Below are 17070 nucleotides of genomic sequence, written 5' to 3'. Positions count from 1 at the left end.
GAACCGTATATTGTAGATTTTGGAATTTCCGTAGATAAAAATTTTGGGAATACAAGAGTTTCCGGGAAATTTAACCTTACGAAGCTAATAGATAATATTTTACTTTCCTTTAAGTTATTTTTCACCCTTATTTCTAATCCTAGAACTCCGGTATATATCAATACCTCACAATCAAAGGTGGGATTTATAAGGGATTTTATATTTATAAATATGGCAAAGCTTTTTAAAAGAAAAGTAATTGCCCATCAATTCGGAGCTAATTATGAAGGGTTTTATAATTCTCAATCGCCTTTTTTACAGAAGAAAATAAAAAACACCATTGAAAAGACGGATTATTTTATTGTAGAGGGGGACTATACAAAAAAACAGCTTAGCTTTGTTAAAGATTACGAAAATAAGGTTGTCTCTATTCCAAATGGTTTGCCCCAGAAAGTTAAATCAGATATTATAAAACCAAAGAACATATCAGAGCCGATAGTTATCCTTTATTTGAGTAATATGATTGAAGGCAAAGGATTTTGGGATGTTCTGGAAGCAGGCAATTTGCTATATAATAAATATAATAAGAATATAAAGCTTATTTTCGCAGGAAGATTTTTAGAAGACTTGGAAGATACCTTATGTAAAACTTCAGAAGAAGCCAGAGATTTATTTTCAAAAAAATTAAAAGAATATAATCTTTCGGATAAAACTGTATATTATGAAGGGCTTTATGGAGCACAAAAAGAAGAAGCATTTCTGAACGCACATTTTTTTATCTTACCTAGTTATTATATTAATGAAGGTCAGCCGGTTTCTGTATTGGAAGCAATTGCTTATGGATGTGTGCCGATAGTTACAGAATATCGTTTAATTCCCTCGATGGTAAATAATGAGAATGGTTTTTTTGTAAAACCGAAATCCCCTGAAGAAATTGCTGAGAAAATATTAGAATCCGATGATGCCCCAGGAATGTATAGAAAAAAGTCTGAAAATGGAATTGCTTTTTATGAGCAAAATTTTACTGCAGAGAAATATGTATCACAAATTTTGAAATTATTTTAACATGGAAATCAAAAATAAAATACTTCTTATTACAGGTGGAACAGGTTCTTTTGGAACTGCTGTTTTGAGAAAATTTATACATACAGATCATTTTAAAGAAATCCGAATTTTTTCTCGTGATGAGAAAAAGCAGGATGATATGAGAAACCAGTTTAAAAATGATAAACTGAAATTCTATATCGGAGACGTAAGAGACTATAAAAGTATTGAGCCTGCAATGAGAGGAGTAGACTATGTCTTTCATGCAGCTGCATTAAAGCAGGTGCCTTCTTGCGAATTTTTTCCAATGCAGGCCGTTAAAACTAATGTTGAAGGTACGCAGAATGTCATAGATGCCGCTGCCAGAAACAATGTGAAAAAAGTAATATGCCTTAGTACAGATAAAGCTGCATATCCTATCAATGCCATGGGGATTTCTAAGGCAATGATGGAAAAAGTGGCTGTAGCTGCTTCCAGAAATTTAGAGGAAACTGTAGTATGCCTTACGAGATACGGTAATGTAATGGCTTCAAGAGGTTCTGTTATTCCATTATTTATTAAACAAATTAAGAGCGGAGACCCTATTACCGTTACAGATCCTAATATGACAAGATTCCTTATGTCTTTAGAAGAAGCTGTAGATTTAGTATTATTCGCATTTGAGCATGGAAATCCGGGGGATTTATTTGTTAATAAAGCACCTGCAGGAACTATCGGAGACTTAGCTCAGGCATTAAAAGAAATGTTTAAGGCCGATAATCCGGTGAAAGTAATCGGGACAAGACATGGAGAAAAACTTTATGAAACTTTGTGTACCCGTGAAGAAATGCTGAAAGCAGAAGATATGGGTGACTTCTATAGAATACCCGCTGATAATCGGGACCTGAATTACGCACAATATTTTTCTGAAGGCGAAGAAGATATTTCAAAAATTGAAGATTATCACTCTCATAATACTGAGCAGCAGGATGTAGAAGGAATGAAAAATCTTTTATTAAAGCTTCCTTTAATAAGAAGGGAGATCTTAGGTGAAGATGTAATGCAATATCCTGATTAGATTTCGCAAAAATGACAGTACCTGTAATAATAGAAGGGGGGAAATACTCTGACGAAAGAGGAAGTTTATTTTTTAATAACAGTTTTAATGCATCAGAAATTAAAAGGATGTACTGTATCGAAAATAAAGATACGGAATTCATAAGAGGCTGGACCGGACATCAAACCGAACAGCGATGGTTCTCAGTACTACAGGGAAGTTTTACCATAAGATTGATAAAAATAGAAAACTGGAAAGCCCCGTCAATAGATTCTGATATTCTGGAGTTTAAGATTAATGCTGAGAAACTGGATATTCTTTATGTACCAAACGGATATGTGAGTGCAATCCAGTCTGACACAGAAGAGGCAAGACTATTGGTGATGGCTGATTATTATTTAGGAGAAATCAATGATGATCATAGGTTTCCCATAGATTATTTTAATAAATTATAATAATGAAAAAAATAGGAATTACCGGGCAGAATGGTTTTGTAGGTTCGCATTTATATAATACGTTAGGCTTACAACCAGATCAGTTTGAAAGAATCCATTTTGAAAGAGAATTTTTTAAACAACCTGAAAAACTTGATTCTTTTGTAAAACAATGTGATGTCATTGTGCATTTGGCTGCTATGAATCGTCATCCTGATCCTGAGGTGATTTTCAACAACAATATAGATCTGGTAAAGAAGCTCATTGACTCTTTAGAAAGAACAGAGACGAACCCTCATATTTTATTTTCATCGTCTTCACAGGAAGAAAAGGATAATTTATATGGTAAATCCAAAAGAGAAGGTAGAGAGCTTTTAGGGAAATGGGCTAAAAAATCCGGTGGAAAATTTACAGGAATGATCATTCCGAATGTTTTTGGACCTTTTGGAAAACCCAACTACAACTCTTTCATCGCTACATTTTGTCATAAACTTACTCACGGAGAAAATCCTGTTATAGATAATGATGGTGAGGTGAGCTTAATATATGTTGGAGAACTTGTTCAGGAAATTATAGCCCAGATTGAGTCCGCTGAAACTACAGAATTATATGAAGTTCCACACACTTCAATCAATAAGGTTTCGGAGGTTTTGGCAAAGCTGGAAAATTATAAAAAATTATATTTTGAAAATGGAGAAATTCCTCAGTTAGAAGGAAAGTTTGATTTAAACCTTTTTAATACTTTTCGTTGTTATTTTGATATTAAAAACCATTATCCCGTAAAATTTACACAGCATATAGACCCAAGAGGAGCCTTTGTGGAAATTATTAGATTGGGAATCGGAGGGCAATGCTCTTTTTCCACTACTGTTCCGGGAATTACCAGAGGAAATCATTTTCATACAAGAAAAATAGAAAGATTTGCTGTCATCAAAGGTAAAGCTTTAATTCAGCTAAGAAAAATTGATACGGATGAGGTATTTGATTTTTATTTGGATGGAGACGAACCGGCATATGTAGACATGCCTATTTGGTATACTCATAATATTAAAAATATTGGAGAAGAGGAGCTGTATACCATTTTTTGGATCAATGAACCTTTTAATTCTGAAGATGCAGATACCTACTTTTTAGAAGTTTAAACCTGAATGGGAAAAGTAATTATCCATACAAGGAATACTCCAACAATTAACCTGGAAACCTTTTTCCTGGCTTTTGCCTTATTTGGATACATCATCTGCTACATAGACCCTTTTTCCTCGGATAAATTATCACAAATCATTAATGTTCTGATAAGAAGTTCGACCTTTCTTTTGTCTATATATTTTATTATAAAAAATTTTAATAGAGTAAAAGAAAGAAAGAATATAATTTTCTTCTTTATTTCTTTTTATTTACTTTATCTTATTAAATCAGAGTATACTTTTTATAACTATGATTTTTTACCCGGAGTTTTGGAGAAACTGAAAAAAAGTTTTCACTATTATATGCTTGTGATGCCATTACCGGTAGTGGCTCTTTTAAGCTTTGATTATAATAAGGTTAATTTTTCAATTTTTTATAAGTATGTATTCTGGTTTCTTTTTGTTGTACTCTCTCTGAATTTTTTATACCAGATTTTAGCTTCACGAATGGTAAACGCGGGAAGAAGTGGTATCTTTCGCTCGTATTATATTTTAACAGGGCATTACGGATTAAGTCTGGTGATAATGGTTATATACAGCTATTTATTTCTTGAAGTCAAAAAGGCTCAACAAATTGCAGGCTTATTTTTAGGGTTATTTCCTATTTATGTTTCTGCTGCGCGAAGCCCGGTATTGGCATTGTTTTGTGTCTTTTTCGTTTTTTTGATTCTAAAAAAAAATAAAAAATACTGGAAAGTTTTTTTTGTATCTACTTTCCTCTTTTTCATACTTCTGCTTATTGCATATCTAACAGGTACTGATATTTTATTTTTTAAAAGGCTAAATGCTGCAGTATTCGAAGGAAATGCATCCGGAAGATCATATTATTTAAATAAAGGACTAGCAGAAATTGTTAACCATCCTCTTATAGGAGGTAGAACTTTTTTTGAAGACGGTTCTTATCCGCATAATATATTTTTGGATATTTTGATGTCCACTGGGATAATCGGCGGGTTTTTATTTGGCGCCTATTATATACATGTGATCAGAAATTTTTTTAAAATAATAACTAATATTTCTCAGTATAAAGAAGCGGGAATTCTAGTTTTTTTTTTCCTGCAATATTTTATTTTAGCCCAAACATCAGGAAATGCATATTCGTCATTTGATTTTTGGTACTTTAGCGCATCGTTAATAACATTAGGATATTTAAACTATAATAATGAAAAAATTAAAAGTAATGACAGTCGTGGGAACACGACCGGAGATCATTAGATTGTCGAAAGTATTATCTGCTCTGGATGCTTCAGAAGCAGTAGAACATATTATCGTTCATACAGGTCAGAATTATGATTATGAGCTTAATCAGATTTTTTTTGAAGATCTAGGATTGCGTAAACCAGATTATTTTCTGGAAGCTGCCGGAAAAACAGCTACTGAAACAGTAGGAAATATTCTGATCAAAATAGATCCGCTTCTTGAAGAATTACAGCCTGAAGCATTTTTAGTTCTGGGTGATACCAACTCATGCCTTTGTGCGATCCCTGCAAAAAAAAGGCAGATTCCTATTTTCCATATGGAAGCCGGAAACAGGTGTTTTGATCAGAGAGTTCCGGAAGAAACCAACCGTAAAATTGTAGATCATACGGCAGACATTAATTTAACGTATTCGGATATTGCAAGAGAATATTTATTGCGAGAGGGACTTCCTGCCGACAGAATTATTAAGACCGGATCTCCTATGTATGAGGTTTTAAACCATTATCTGCCTCAAATAGAAAGTTCCGATGTTCTGAAAAGGTTGAATTTAGAAGAGGGGAAATATTTTGTAGTATCTTCACATAGAGAAGAAAATATAAATTCTGAGAAAAACTTTAATGGATTAATAGAAAGCCTTAATGCAATTGCTGAGAAATTCGGATATCCTATCATTGTTTCTACTCATCCGAGAACAAGAAATATGATTGATAAAAAACAGGTACAGGTAAGACCTGAAATTCAATTCCTTAAACCTTTAGGTTTTCATGACTATAATGCCCTTCAGATGAGAAGTTATGCTGTATTATCAGACTCGGGTACCATTTCAGAAGAATCGTCAATATTGAACTTCAGAGCTTTAAATATCCGAGAAGCTCATGAAAGACCGGAAGCAATGGAGGAAGCATCTGTAATGATGGTGGGATTATCTCCTGAAAGAATTTTACAAGGATTGATTCAGCTTCAGCAGCAGAAAGTAGGTAAAGAAAGAAACTACAGATCTGTAGCCGATTATTCCATGCCTAATGTTTCTGAGAAAGTGGTGAGAATTATTTTAAGTTATACAGATTACGTTAACAGAGTAGTGTGGAGCAAAATATAAAGGAAAATCTCTGGATTGCAACAGAACTTTTTTATCCGGAAGAAACTTCAACTTCTTTTATTCTTACAAAAGTAGCAAACAGGCTTACAGATAAATATTCTGTAAGTGTTGTCTGTGGAGAACCCGTATATGATACTCATGAAAGAAGTGAAGCTTTTACTTTACATCCAAGTGTTTTTGTTCACAAAATAAAAAGTTTAGGAAAAAATAAGAACAATCTTATAAGTAGATCTTTAAGGTTTTTTTTACTAAGCTTTTCCATTTTTTGGTATCTTTTTAAAAGGGTTAAAAAAGGAGAGAAAGTTTTTATCGTAACTAATCCGGCACCTTTAATTTTATTGATTTCAATACTCAAAATAGTAAAAAAAATTAAATTAATTATTTTGGTTCATGATGTTTTCCCGGAAAATACAATACCTGCGGGAATCATAAAGTCTGAGAAAACTTTTGCTTATAAAATTTTGAAAAATTTATTCGATAAAGCGTATTCCAAAGCAAATAAATTAATTGTTTTGGGACGGGATATGCAAAAAGTTATTGAAGGTAAGGTAAAAAAATATCAAAGTAATCCGGCAATTGAGATTATCGAAAATTGGGGAGATACCGAAAATATTTATCCGCTTGCAAAGCAAAATGTATTTGAAGAAGGCTCACCTTTAACACAAAAAATAATTTTTCAGTATGCGGGTAATATAGGTAGGGTTCAGGGACTTCTTGAATTACTTGAAGTAATAAAGAACGTCAAAAATGACAGGCTTGTATTTTATTTTGTAGGTGAAGGAGCTGTTAAGCAAAAAATGATTGATTATGTCTCTCTTAACCAGATGAATAATGTTTATTTTGATGGTGCTTATTCAAGAGAAGAGCAGCTTTTAGTTTTAAATAAAACAGATGTAGCTTTTGTAAGTTTGGCAAAAGGGATGTTTGGTTTGGGAGTACCATCAAAAACGTACAATATTTTAGCAGCAGGTAAACCAATTTTATTTATTGGGGAAAAAGATAGCGAAATTGATTTGCTTTTGAAAGAAAAAAACATAGGGTATTCTTTTCAGCAACATCAGGAATTAATTGATTTTTTTAATTCATTTAATGAGAAGTCCATTGCTGAACTCGAGATTAAAAAAGAAAATGCCAGAAAAGTTGCTGAACAAGAGTTTTCTGAAAACATAATTTTAAACAAATTTTATCATACTGTATAAATGAAAGTGCTATTTACGGGTGCAAACGGATTTCTAGGAAGAAATGTTATCCCTTTACTTCAAAAAAATTTTGAGGTAAAAACATTAGGAACTCATAATACAGATTATGCAAATGATATTACAGAGAAAATTCCTTTATTTACAGAGAAATTTGATATTGTTTTTCATGCAGCAGGTAAGGCTCATTCTGTTCCAGGCAACAAAGCTGAAGGAGAAAAATTTTATAAAGTTAATTTTAATGGAACGGTAAATTTATGTAATGCTTTAGAAGAAAATCTACCAGATATTTTTATTTTTATAAGTACTGTGGCCGTTTATGGAAAAGATTTTGGTGAAAATATAAACGAAGATTCACCTCTTCAGGGAAGTACACCATATGCAAAAAGCAAGATTATGGCTGAAGAGTTTCTCTTAAATTGGTGTGAAAAACATCACGTTAAATTATTTATTATAAGACCGTCTTTAATTGCAGGGCCTAATCCTCCCGGAAACTTGGGAGATATGGTTAAGGCAATAAAGACAGGAAGATATTTTAATATTGCCGGAGGAAAAGCCAGAAAAAGTATATTTTGGGTAGAGGACTTTGCTGATCTTACTATGAAAGCAATCAATAAGAATGGTGGAATATATAATGTTTGTGATGATTATCATCCTGATTTTAATGAGATTTCAAAGAAAATTTCAGAAATATTAGGTAAGCCAATCCCCCATAATATCCCTTTTTTGGTTGCCAAAACGTTGGCTGTTATTGGTGACATAATTGGAAATAAAATACCAATTAATTCATTAAGATTAAAAAAAATTACAGATTCCCTTACTTTTTCAAATAAGAAAATGAAAGAAATTTAGGGTTTTCACCATCAAATGTTATGGATAAATTTCAATTATAATATGGAGTTTGCAATTGTTACAGTTTTACTTTTTATTTCAATATTGGTCTATTTTAAAATAGCCGATCAATATAATATTATAGACAAGCCTAATCACCGAAGTGCTCATACACAAATTACGCTAAGAGGAGGAGGTATTATTTTTCCTATAGCTTTTATTATTTTTTGTTTATTTCACTTGCAGGATGCAGTTAATCAGTATTGGTCCTTTGGATTAGGGCTCTTAGCAATTTGTTCGATAAGCTTTGTTGATGATGTCCGGAATCTTTCTAATAAAATACGTCTTTCCATTCATTTTGTTTCCGTTATATTATTACTATATTTCACTGGTGCTTTTAATATAATGCCCTTTTGGGTTTGGCCGATATTATTCATTCTGATTATAGGAACGCTTAATGCCTATAATTTTATGGATGGAATTAATGGAATGACAGGGCTCTATAGCCTAGTTGCCTTATGTTCTTTAAACTACATTAATAGAGAAGTAGTCCAATTTGCGGATAACAGCTTTATATATTACCCAACTTTGGCATCCTTGGTCTTTTTATTCTTCAATTTCAGGAAAAAGGCGAAATGTTTTGCCGGGGATGTTGGAAGTATGGGAATCGGTTTTTGGGTAATTGCTCTTATTACTTTGCTGATTATTAAAACGGGTGATTATAAGTATATATTCCTCTTATCCATATACGGGATGGAGGTTGTATTAACGATCATAGAAAGAATTTTGCTGAAAGAGAATATTTTTGAAGCACATAGAAGACATTTGTATCAGCTTTTTGCCAATGAGAAAAAAGTGTCTCATCTGGTCATAAGTTTTGTATATGCATTCGTGCAATTAATTATTAATATTTTTCTGATATATTCGCAATTACCAATCTGGGCTGTCATTTTAATTATTTTTGTTCCTGTCGGAGGACTCTATTTAGGATTAAAGTGGAGCTTGAAAAAACAGTATAACCTGTAAGAACTGAGGAATTTTATTATGAAAATTAAAGAAACCCCGCTTAAAGACTGCTATATTATAGAACCTGCTATTTTTGAAGATGACAGAGGCTATTTCTTTGAAAAATATAATGAAAAGAAGTTTGAAGAACTTACAGGGATGAATGGTCACTTTGTTCAGGACAATATTTCAAAATCTTCTTACGGAGTTCTAAGAGGGTTACACTTGCAAAAAGGAGAGCATGCTCAGGCAAAGCTAGTTTCATGTCTGGAAGGCAGAGTTTGGGATGTAGCTGTAGATTTACGGGAAGATTCACCTACTTTTGGCCAATGGTTCGGGATAGAACTTACAGCTGAAAACAAGCTTCAGTTATATATACCAAGAGGATTCGGACATGGTTTTTCGGTATTAAGCGAAACTGCGGTATTTGCTTATAAATGTGATAACTTTTATAATAAAGAATCGGAAGGAAGTGTGAGGTTTAATGATCCTGAACTTGAAATAGATTGGAAAATAGAGGAAAAAGATATGATTCTTTCGGAAAAAGATCAGAATGCACCTGCATTTAGAGACAAAAACTTTTAAATAAATATTGAAAACCACGATTAAAGTGGTTTTTATTTTTTTGATTTTATACTCTTCAATATTTCGTATCTTTGCAGACTCAAAATCAAAACGATGCGCACAAAATCTGTAGGTAAGAAGAAAATCAATATTGTAACATTAGGATGTTCCAAAAACGTATATGATTCCGAAGTTTTAATGAGTCAGCTTAAAGCCAATGGTAAAGAAGTGGTTCACGAAGACAAAGGAGATATTGTAGTAATTAATACCTGCGGATTTATAGATAATGCCAAAGAAGAATCAATTAATACTATTCTGGACTTTGTGGAAGCTAAAAACCGGGGAGAGGTAGAAAAGGTTTTTGTGACCGGTTGTCTTTCCGAAAGATATAAGCCGGATTTGATAAAAGAGATTCCGGATGTTGATCAATATTTCGGAACAAGAGATCTTCCTGTTTTATTGAAGCATCTTGGTGCGGATTACAAACATGAATTGGTAGGAGAAAGACTTACCACTACCCCTAAACATTATGCGTATTTGAAAATATCAGAAGGTTGCGACAGACCTTGTTCTTTCTGTGCGATTCCATTGATGAGAGGAGGACATGTTTCCACTCCTATAGAAAAGCTGGTTAAAGAAGCTCAGAAACTCGCTAAATCAGGTACGAAAGAATTGATTTTGATTGCACAGGATCTTACTTATTATGGATTAGATATTTATAAAAGACGTGCCCTCGGAGATTTGTTAAAAGAGCTGGTAAAAGTGGAAGGAATTGAATGGATCCGACTTCATTATGCATTCCCAAGCGGATTTCCGGAAGATGTTTTGGATATTATCCGTGAAGAGCCAAAAGTGTGCAATTATATAGATATACCATTGCAACATATCAATTCAGATCTTCTTAAGTCGATGAAGAGAGGAACAACTCATGAAAAAACCGATGCCCTTTTGGCCAAATTCAGAGAAAAAGTTCCGGATATGGCGATCAGAACTACCTTAATTGTGGGATATCCTGGAGAAACAGAAGAAAGATTCCAGGAACTTAAGGATTGGGTAAGAGAACAGAAGTTTGACCGATTAGGTTGTTTCACATATTCCCATGAGGAAAATACAACAGCCTATGTTTTGGAAGATAATATTCCTCAGGAAGTGAAAGAAGCGAGGGTGGAGGAAATTATGGAACTGCAATCCCAGATTTCCTGGGAAAAAAATCAGGAAAAAATAGGGAAAGTGTATAAATGTGTATTCGATAGAAAAGAAGGAAACTATTTTATAGGTAGAACTGAGTATGATTCACCGGATGTTGATAATACCGTTTTAGTCTCTGCAGATCAAACTTATATTTCTATTGGTGAGTTTGCTGATGTAAGAATAACTTCCGCCGAGGAATTTGACTTATATGGAGAGCTTGTCTAGGAAAAGGCATATAATTTTAGTTAGCTATAAAGACAATGATTTAATCATTGTTTTTTTATTTGTCAATTAAAATATGTGAATTTATTTATAGTTCTGAATTTCAGTAGTTTATAATTCGAATTTGTTAATAACTATGCTTTGATTAGTTAATTATGTTAACTTTTTCCTACAATTTTTAACATTTTTTAACAATAGGTTGTAAATGTCCTGTTAATAACGGGTTACAAAAATTATTAACGTAATGTTTGCGTTTTTTTAACATTTTTTAACAAATTGATTGGGGACTTTAAAAGGATCATGATACATTTGCTCCGTCAAAACCCATAAAATTCAAAATGATGAAAAGATTCATTCTCGTAATCATAATGATGATTTCAACCCTTGGTGTTTATTCTTTCAAGAATAATGCCACAGATGCGAAAAAAACAAGTTATGCATCGTACTACCACGATAAGTTTAATGGTAGAAAAACAGCAAGCGGAGAAATTTTCGATAACTCGAAATTTACCGCAGCCAACAGAACGCTTCCGTTTGGTACCATGGTTAAGGTGACCAATCTGAAGAATGGAAAAGAGGTGATTGTGAAGATCAATGATAGAGGGCCGTTCCATTCATCAAGAGCATTAGATATTTCTAAAGCCGCGTTCAATGAAATCGGAAATACCGATCACGGTACGATTCCGGTGGAATACGAAATTGTCGATTAAATTTATGATTTAAATTAAATTAAAAGCTCCGGCTGATCTTCGATCAGCCGGAGCTTTTTTATAGTATTTTATACATGCAATTCCAATAAGGCGGGACAATGATCCGAATGAACCGCTTCCTTCAAAATAACGGCCCTGGCGAGCTTGTCTTTTAAAGAATAAGAGGTAAAGTTATAATCCAGCCTCCATCCTTTATTTTTCGCTCTTGAATTTTGGCGGTAGCTCCACCAGGTATAATGGTCAGGTTCATTATTGAAAAAACGGAAACTGTCTATCAGTTCACACTCTTCAATGAATTGAGTCATCCATTCCCTTTCCATTGGTAAAAATCCGGAGACATTCTTCAGACGTACAGGATCATGAATATCAATCGCCTGATGACAAATATTAAAGTCTCCCGAAATAATAAGATTAGGAATGGTTTTCTTTAAATTTTTAATGTATTCCAAAAAATCATGGCAGAACTGCATTTTAAAACCGAGCCGTTCAATATTGGATGCAGAAGGGACATACACGGAAATCACGGAATACCCGTCGAAATCAGCACGGATAATTCTTCCTTCATTATCGTAGCTCTCAATTCCACAGCCATATTCTACATGGAGAGGTTTTGTTTTGGAGGCAATTCCGACACCACTGTAGCCTTTTCTTAGGGCCGAATGCCAATAACTGTGATATCCTGATTTTTCAAGACTTTCAATATCGATCTGGTCATTACCGGCTTTGCTTTCCTGAATGCAGATAATATCGGGATCAGCAGTAGACAGCCAGCCTAAAAAATCTTTTGTAAAGGCAGCCCTGATTCCGTTAACGTTATAAGTAATAAGTTTCATGTCTCAAAAATATTAAAAAACAAGCGGAAAAAATCAACGATTTTTTCCGCCCAGACCCAAATTAAATAAACTATGAAAAAAAACTACTTGGGTTCTAAAATACTGATCGGAATGATACATTCTTCCAATGAAATTCCTCCGTGTTGGTAAGTTTCTTTATAGTAGTTTACAAAATGATTATAATTCTTAGGATAAGCCAGGAAAATATTGCTTTTCGCAAAAATATATTTAGAGCTTAGATTACCTTTGGGTAAAAACAGCTTTTCAGGATTGGTGATTGCCCAGACATCACTGTCGTCATACGTTAAACTCTTACCCGTTTTGTAACGGATATTAGTAGAGGTTTCTCTGTCTCCGACAACCTTGCTCGGTTTTTTTACATACACGGTTCCATGATCCGTTGTGATCACCAGTTTATAACCGTTTTCCGCTGCTGTTTTTATGATTTTCAATAATGACGAATTTTCAAACCAGTTTAAGGTTAATGACCTGAACGTCTTATCGTCACGAATCAGCTGATCAACAATATGATTGTCCGTTTTAGCATGTGAAAGGATATCAATGAAATTATATACAATCACCAGCAGGTCATTATTCTTATGCTGATTGAAATCATCATAGATTTTCTTTTCAAAATCAGCGTTCAATACCTTTAAATATTTCATAGACTTTGAGCCTAATCCTATTCTTTTCATTTGATCTTCAAGAAAATCACGCTCATATTCATTCTTATTTCCCTCTTCATTATCATTAAACCACTTATCAGGAAAACGTTTTTCGATTTCAGACGGCATTAGGCCTGCAAAAAAAGAATTTCTCGCATATTGTGTAGCTGTAGGAAGAATACTATAGTAATAATCTTCTGAAATTTTATTGTAATATTTAGTGAACAAAGGCTCAATTACTTTCCACTGATCATAACGCAGGTTATCGATCATCAAGAGAAGAACCTTCTCTTTTTCCACTTCAGGCTTTACTTTCTCTTTGAAAAGAGTATGGCTCATATTAGGCTTATCCGAGCCATGCAGCCAGTCTTCATAATTGTTTTCAATGAATTTGGCAAACTGAATATTCGCTTCTTCTTTTTGAGACTGTAAAAGATCGGCAAACTCATTATCGGTTACCTTATCAAATTTGATTTCCCAGTTCAGAATTTTCTTATAATATTCTGCCCAATCCTGGTACGTTCTTAAATAAGAGAGTTCCAGGGAAAGGTTTCTGAATTCCTGCTGATACTGTAAAATAGTTTTTTGTTCTACCAGGTCATCCTGCTGAAGGTTTTTCTTTAATGATAATAAAATCTGATTGGGATTCACCGGTTTCAGAATATAATCTGCAATCTGCGAACCGATGGCTTCCTCCATAATATGTTCCTCCTCACTTTTGGTGACCATCACGATCTTTAAGGAATTATCCTTCTCCTTGATCATAGGAATGGCTTCAAGACCCGAAATTCCGGGCATATTTTCATCGATAAGCGTGAGTGCGAACTTTTCAGAATCCATAAGGTCCAATGCTTCATTCACATTGTTAACGGGAGTTATATGATAACCCTTTTTTTCTAAGAATACGATATGAGGTTTGAGTAAATCTATTTCATCATCTATCCATAATATCTTTTCCGACATAATTTATTTTTTTACATGGTTATTGCATCAAAATGTTGACCAAATCATTTTAAAAACTGCCAAAATGAGCAGATTAAAAGTTAAATATTAGTTAAATGAAAGTACGCAAAAATTTTTCACCTGCGTTACACAATTAACGTCCTGTTTTTATATAATCCAGAGCCCTTTCCAAAACTTCGTCACGTCCTTCCTGTATTCCTTTTACGGTAGGTTTTATAATAATATCAGGAACAATTCCCACCCTTTGGGTTTCTGTCTGATCAGGATAATATGCACCAAGTCCTGTGAAGCTGGTGTCAAGATCGGCAACTTTAAATCTTATAACGTCGCCATTGGCTCCGGAAGTATGTCCACCGATCAATTTTGCTTTAGGATGTTGCTTCAGCATCATGGCGGTAGTTTCAGCTTGGCTCTGAGTATTTTCATCTACCAAAACAATGACGTTGCCTTTATAATAATTGGGATTGTGTTTGCCAATACTGTTTTTTCTGCTGTAGAATTTACTCAAATAGTGGATTTCCGGAAAATTAAACTGATAATAAATAGTATTTTCCGGAAGCAGTAGCCTGCTTAAAGGCAGTATGGTTTGTTTCGGATAATTCCTCAGATCAAAAATAATGGATTGGGCAGTTTTAAGATTTTGATACATTTCTTCGAGATCTTTCCTTTCAATAATGCCCATATTCACATATCCTGTTTTTCTTTCGGAATCTATAAATTTCCATTTTTCCGGTACAGCGGGTTTTTCATAATTGATATCTTTAAGAAGATAAGTTTTTGCGGTAATCATCATATTCTGATGATCTCTTTCAAATTTAATAGAAATGGAATCCTTATTTGAAAAAAGAAAAAGATTCTTCACTTTCTTTATTTTCCCCCAGGAATTGGAAGCCGGAATATACTTTCCAAAAGCATTGACCATTTGAGGAATCGTTTTCCCATTGACATCGTAAATAATATCTCCTACTTGAAATAAAGTCATTTCATTAAACTTATTGGAATTGATTTTTGTAACCACTAACTTTCCTTCAGCGTACTCATATTCTACAGGAATCCTTCTTCTTCCATATTGATTGAGACTGATAAGCGGTGAGAACAAAAAAGCATGGGAATCATCGGTTTTGGTAACCAGTTCTGCTAATGTCAGATGATATTGTTCATCATTTCTGATCTGGGTGAACTTGGGAATCATTTCTCTTAAAACCTCATTCCATGGTTGATCGGTTTTATATTTATAAGGAAAAAAATATTCGATATAGTTCCAGTATCTGAATAATTCCAAAAGGCTTATTTGCTCAGATGTAAATGCTGAACCATAAGAATTTTCATTCCTGAAAAAAACTTTCCGCCCTCCTGTTCCGAAATAATAATTATTCCCCACATTTCTGTTGTTCTGAATATGTTCAAGCTTTGCACTTACACTTTTCGAAAAAATAGTTGAATCTTTAATCCAGCTTAAATTAAAATTTTTTAGAAAATACACTTTGTCTTCTTCCTTCTTGCATTTTTCACAAAGTTCTACCGTTCCGAGACTATCAATCCATTGCGAATACACTTCATTCAATTGTGTTTTGTCCTGAACATTCTCCAGTTCGTCCATCTTTTGAAAAAGCTGCTGATCCCAATTGAAATTTCCTCTGGCAACATGAGGATGGTAATATTTCAAAAATCCCCATACTTTACATAAAGACTCTAACTTTTGAGTTTCGGTAATGGTTTGGGCTGAGAAACTGATGCATAAAAATAAGAGGATAAAAAAGGAAATGCTTCTCATTAATGGTTATTGCTTATAAACATATCCAAAGATAAAGCAAACTCTGATAATATGTTCAAGCAAATAATGGTGTTTTTTATTGGAAACTCTTCAAAATGTTTCTTTTTAATCTGTGTTATCTACTCAATCTGAAAGCTTTTAAATTGGAAAACCGACTTATAGTTATCATAATATTATTAATTAAAATTAAGCCAAGGCTAAAATTAAATTTCCCTAACTTTGTTTGCTAATACAGACTTTTCAATGCAGAATAAGCTAAAAATCATTAATGATCCGGTTCACGGGTTTATCAAAATCCCTTATGAAATTTTATTTGATGTGATTGAGCATCCCTATTTTCAAAGGTTGAGAAGGATTTCCCAGACAGGACTTTTGAATCTGATATTTCCGGGAGCTACTCACACAAGATTTCATCACGCATTAGGAGCGATGCATCTGATGTTTACGGCTTTGGAAACTTTAAAGCTGAAAGGCGTTGATATTTCGAAAGAAGAAGAAAAAGGAGCTATGTTGGCCATTTTGATGCATGATATTGGTCATGGTCCGTTTTCCCATGCATTGGAAAGTATGTTGATGGATGATTGGCATCATGAAAATTTGTCCCTACTTCTAATGAACAGATTAAATGAAATATTTGAAGGTCAATTATCGACTGCTATTGAAATGTTTCAAGGGAAATACCATAGAAAATTTTTTAACCAGCTTATTTCATCTCAATTAGATGTTGACAGACTTGATTACCTGAAAAGAGACAGTTTCTTTACAGGAGTTTCAGAAGGCAATATCAATACGCAGAGAATCATATCCATGATGAATGTCTGCGAAGAAGGAGAACTGGTGATTGACGCCAAAGGGATTTATTCCATTGAAAACTTTTTGACAGCCAGAATGTTCATGTATTGGCAGGTCTATTATCATAAAACTTCAGCATTAGCGGAATTCCTTTTGGTCAAGATTTTGGAAAGAGCTAAGTATCTGGTTTCTCAGGGAGTGGATCTTCCTGCTACGGAAAATTTAAAATATTTCTTATACCGCGGAAAAAGTGTGGCAACAGACGAAGATGTGGAACGATTTACACAAATGGATGATAACGATGTGATTCAGGCCATGAAATTGTGGCAGAATTCCGATGATTTTATC

The 17070-nt window shown here is 33.6% G+C and carries 16 protein-coding genes; 13 read left to right on the top strand and 3 right to left on the bottom strand.

Annotated features, from left to right (window positions below; translation table 11 throughout):
* Nucleotides 1-210 precede the first annotated feature (210 nt).
* From ACGHIN_RS14215 to ACGHIN_RS14160, 12 genes are all read left to right on the top strand, one after another.
* On the top strand, nt 211-1044 hold the full coding sequence (locus tag ACGHIN_RS14215) for a glycosyltransferase family 4 protein (protein WP_390454828.1): 834 nt from the start codon (nt 211-213) through the stop codon (nt 1042-1044).
* Between the two features lies 1 nt (nt 1045).
* A complete protein-coding gene (locus ACGHIN_RS14210) occupies nt 1046-2080 on the top strand; it encodes a polysaccharide biosynthesis protein (protein WP_390454825.1) in 1035 nt (344 codons plus the stop codon).
* A gap of 11 nt (nt 2081-2091) precedes the next feature.
* Nucleotides 2092-2514: a WxcM-like domain-containing protein gene (locus tag ACGHIN_RS14205; protein ID WP_390454822.1), complete on the top strand. Its 423-nt coding sequence runs from the start codon at nt 2092-2094 to the stop codon at nt 2512-2514.
* A 2-nt stretch (nt 2515-2516) separates the two neighbouring features.
* Nucleotides 2517-3635: a polysaccharide biosynthesis C-terminal domain-containing protein gene (locus ACGHIN_RS14200; RefSeq protein ID WP_390454820.1), complete on the top strand. Its 1119-nt coding sequence runs from the start codon at nt 2517-2519 to the stop codon at nt 3633-3635.
* Nucleotides 3636-3641: 6 nt separating this feature from the next.
* On the top strand, nt 3642-4892 hold the full coding sequence (locus ACGHIN_RS14195) for an O-antigen ligase family protein (protein WP_390454817.1): 1251 nt from the start codon (nt 3642-3644) through the stop codon (nt 4890-4892).
* Nucleotides 4840-5976, top strand: coding sequence for a non-hydrolyzing UDP-N-acetylglucosamine 2-epimerase (wecB, locus tag ACGHIN_RS14190; RefSeq protein ID WP_390454814.1), 1137 nt, complete (start codon nt 4840-4842; stop codon nt 5974-5976). The genes ACGHIN_RS14195 and wecB overlap by 53 nt, the downstream gene beginning before the upstream one ends.
* Complete coding sequence (locus ACGHIN_RS14185) at nt 5961-7175, top strand: glycosyltransferase family 4 protein (protein ID WP_390454811.1); 1215 nt, start codon at nt 5961-5963, stop codon at nt 7173-7175. Before wecB ends, ACGHIN_RS14185 begins: the two co-directional genes overlap by 16 nt.
* Nucleotides 7176-8024, top strand: coding sequence for an NAD-dependent epimerase/dehydratase family protein (locus ACGHIN_RS14180; protein ID WP_390454808.1), 849 nt, complete (start codon nt 7176-7178; stop codon nt 8022-8024).
* A 15-nt stretch (nt 8025-8039) separates the two neighbouring features.
* Nucleotides 8040-9029, top strand: a complete 990-nt coding sequence (locus ACGHIN_RS14175) for an MraY family glycosyltransferase (RefSeq protein WP_390454805.1) — start codon at nt 8040-8042, stop codon at nt 9027-9029.
* 18 nt (nt 9030-9047) lie between these two features.
* Nucleotides 9048-9593: a dTDP-4-dehydrorhamnose 3,5-epimerase gene (rfbC, locus tag ACGHIN_RS14170; protein WP_390454802.1), complete on the top strand. Its 546-nt coding sequence runs from the start codon at nt 9048-9050 to the stop codon at nt 9591-9593.
* Nucleotides 9594-9686: 93 nt separating this feature from the next.
* Entirely contained in the window at nt 9687-10988 is a 1302-nt protein-coding gene (gene rimO, locus ACGHIN_RS14165; RefSeq protein ID WP_390454799.1) for a 30S ribosomal protein S12 methylthiotransferase RimO, read from the top strand.
* Between the two features lie 335 nt (nt 10989-11323).
* Complete coding sequence (locus ACGHIN_RS14160; protein ID WP_390454796.1) at nt 11324-11695, top strand: septal ring lytic transglycosylase RlpA family protein; 372 nt, start codon at nt 11324-11326, stop codon at nt 11693-11695.
* A gap of 68 nt (nt 11696-11763) precedes the next feature.
* Here the strand turns inward: ACGHIN_RS14160 and ACGHIN_RS14155 are convergent, their stop codons facing one another.
* The 3 genes from ACGHIN_RS14155 to ACGHIN_RS14145 form a co-directional block, all read right to left on the bottom strand.
* Nucleotides 11764-12528, bottom strand: coding sequence for an exodeoxyribonuclease III (locus tag ACGHIN_RS14155; protein ID WP_390454793.1), 765 nt, complete (start codon nt 12526-12528; stop codon nt 11764-11766).
* 83 nt (nt 12529-12611) lie between these two features.
* Nucleotides 12612-14156, bottom strand: coding sequence for a T9SS response regulator signal transducer PorX (gene porX / locus ACGHIN_RS14150; protein WP_390454790.1), 1545 nt, complete (start codon nt 14154-14156; stop codon nt 12612-12614).
* A 133-nt stretch (nt 14157-14289) separates the two neighbouring features.
* A complete protein-coding gene (locus ACGHIN_RS14145; protein WP_390454787.1) occupies nt 14290-15930 on the bottom strand; it encodes a S41 family peptidase in 1641 nt (546 codons plus the stop codon).
* Nucleotides 15931-16173: 243 nt separating this feature from the next.
* On the opposite strand from ACGHIN_RS14145, the gene ACGHIN_RS14140 reads away from it, so the two are divergent.
* Nucleotides 16174-17070 (top strand): HD domain-containing protein (locus ACGHIN_RS14140; protein WP_390454784.1); only part of this gene is annotated, 897 nt, incomplete at its 3' end.

The organism is Chryseobacterium barbadense, from assembly GCF_042849955.1.
Taxonomy (GTDB): domain Bacteria; phylum Bacteroidota; class Bacteroidia; order Flavobacteriales; family Weeksellaceae; genus Chryseobacterium.
The sequence above is the reverse complement of the archived record's forward strand: the minus strand, read 5'-3'. Positions and strand labels throughout refer to the sequence as shown.